The 2,668-nt window shown below is 42.2% G+C and carries 3 protein-coding genes; all 3 read right to left on the bottom strand.

All coding sequences use genetic code 11. From position 1 onward, the window contains the following. Window positions 1-459: DUF5662 family protein (locus ACH2DQ_RS27345; RefSeq protein ID WP_395028705.1), on the bottom strand; the 459-nt coding region annotated here is incomplete at its 3' end. A gap of 1 nt (window position 460) precedes the next feature. Further along, window positions 461-2,359, bottom strand: coding sequence for an alpha-amylase family glycosyl hydrolase (locus tag ACH2DQ_RS27340; RefSeq protein ID WP_395028704.1), 1,899 nt, complete (start codon window positions 2,357-2,359; stop codon window positions 461-463). Between the two features lie 2 nt (window positions 2,360-2,361). After that, window positions 2,362-2,668, bottom strand: a 307-nt coding sequence (locus ACH2DQ_RS27335; RefSeq protein ID WP_395028703.1) for an ABC transporter C-terminal domain-containing protein, incomplete at its 5' end; no start/stop codon positions are given.

The following is a 2,668-nucleotide window of genomic DNA, read 5'->3' as shown; positions in this document are numbered from 1 at the left end:
CTTTTCCAGCTGATCGGCTGTTTCTGGATGAAGCAGGTAGTGGGTCTTGCCGTTTTGATAATACGCCAGCGGGTCATGATCCGTATATTCACGTCCGTTATATACTTTCGAAGCTGCAATCCGGTCCATCAGCATTTCTGCCACATATTTTCTAGGCATTTTTACTCCTGACATGGCAGTACCTTTCTGCGCCAGACTGTAATCGGTCCAGTACTCAAAATGATGCTTGTTTCTGCCTTTGTGATGCAGCCATGCTGCGGAATATCCTTTCACTTCACGCTCCGCATTATTAGGGCTTCTCGTACCCTGGTAATACTTGCAGCCGATGAGAAATTCGGAAGGCATATACTTAGACAGGTCATGCAGCAGTCCCTGCCTGTAAAGGCCAATCCGGAAACAATGTTTCATAACCAGAAATTTATGCTTCGTAATTGTTCTAAAATGCGCCAAAGCTTTCATGTCAACACCTCGATGTTGTTTTGTCTTTCTCATTTGATTTTCCCATCAGGACAACGATTGTTCTTGGTAACACCGTGAAGATATTCTGAACATCCAAAAGAGGTTCGCTGCCCTCATCATATACACCACTTCCATCTGTTTTACCAGTATCGATTGCGGTATACCAGTCCAAATTTTCAGGCAGATGAGGCAGAGCAAATTCATGCTCCACCCAATGCATATTATATGCAGCATAGAGAAAAATGTCTTCTCCGGCATAGAACCCGCAGTACATAACACCCACCTGGCGGTTTGTATGTTCAAATGCTCCGTACCAGGCCCTGTTGCCATGGTAGGAAACATCCGGATAACCGCAGGAAACCGTATCCATCACTTTCAATTCATAGGGCATATGCAGGATTTTGTGCCGCTTCCGAAATGCGATTACATCCTTAACAAATTGTAGTATCTCCTGGTTTTTTTTATTCAGATTCCAGTCAACCCAGGAGAGTTCATTGTCCTGACAATAAGGATTGTTGTTACCATCCTGTGAATTTCCAATTTCATCACCTGCTAAGAGCATGGGTGTTCCCTGACTTAACAGTAACAATAGAAATGCATTTTTTATCTGTTTTATGCGGAGATCCAGAATTTTCTTCTTTCTGCTTTTCCCCTCTACACCACAGTTCCAGCTATAATTATAACTGGAACCGTCCCGGTTTTGTTCCCCGTTTGCCTCATTGTGCTTTTCATCATAGGACACCAGGTCCATCAGTGTAAATCCATCGTGATTGGTAATATAATTTATAATGCCCCGCCCGGCAGGATTTCTGCGTATGCGGTATGTAAACTGATTCAGCTGGTCTTCATCGCCCTTTAAGAACCTGCGGATATCCACCAGGAATCCATCATTGCATTCAGCCAGATTATCGTATTCCGGGAATGGAATTTCCCGGTAAAGCTCTTCAGTGGGGAAATAGACCGCTATAATTTTTGTACGGGACAACAGAGGATCTTTCGCCAGCATACTGCAAAGAACCTGATCTGCCAGTATATGGAAACCATCAATATGGTAATTGGAAACCCAGAAGGTAAGACAATCCATAATTAATCTGGGGTTCATCTGATCCGGAAAATAAAACTCCATAATTACTTCCATGCCATTTGCATGCATAGTACGGACAAGATCTTTGAATTCTCGGACCACATCCTTCGTGGCACCGTATGATTTCTTGGGAGCAAAATAATTGCCTGGTTCATAGCCCCAATAATTTACCCGTGGAATATCGGTCTCTCTGAGTTCATAAGACATGCTCATTTGAGGATGCAGCTTTTTTATTTCATCAAATTCATAGGAGGGCATTAGCTTGACCTGATTTATGCCAAGTTCCCTGAGGTAAGGTATTTTTTCCTGCAATCCCAGAAATGTTCCTTTGTGGCGTACTTTGGAACCATTATGTCTGGTAAAGCCCCGCACGTGAAGCTGGTAAGCAATGATATCCTGGTATGGTATCCTTGGGTTTTTATCCTCCATCCAGTCATATGGTTCAAAAGCAAATCCGCATCGGATGGCATCTCCTTCTTCTGTGGATACCTCCTCGCCAAAATGCTCCCGTCCAACGACCAGCCGGGCATAAGGATCCTGGAAAATCTGTCCGTCAGACATGTAATTATATTCATACTGACTCCATAAAAGTCCGCAGACCTTCAGGGCATAAATATCTCCTATCAGTTGTCCGTCCGGGAATGGAATCTCCTTTGTTCTATAGGGAGAACCTTTTTTATAAAGTACTAATTTGACTTCATGGCTGCCTGAGACAGCAACGGCAAAGTTGATTCCATCTTCCTCTTCTGTAACACCTAATCTTAGATAATTTCCTCTTTTCACTACCAAATCAATCTCCGGCTTCTCTTTTTCCACAATTAATTACCTGCCCTTTCCTGTTCTATCCGCTCTGCCAAGTCATTCAGGTATTCCCAGCGCTGCATTTTTTCATCCAGTTTTTCTGAAAGTTCTTCTTTTTGCTTCATCAATTCGGCTAGTTTTCCATAATTACTGGCTGCTTCCAGTATTTTCTCTTCCAGATGTGTTTGCTGTTCTTCCAGTTTTTCGATATCTTCATCAATTGTTTCAAAATCTTTTTGTTCCTGATAGGTGAATTTTAATTTTTTCTCTTTTATTTTTACATTTTTTGTTTCTTTTTGATTTGAGGGTAATAGATTTTCTACG

Source organism: Robinsoniella sp. (assembly GCF_034124845.1).
The sequence above is the reverse complement of the archived record's forward strand: the minus strand, read 5'-3'. Positions and strand labels throughout refer to the sequence as shown.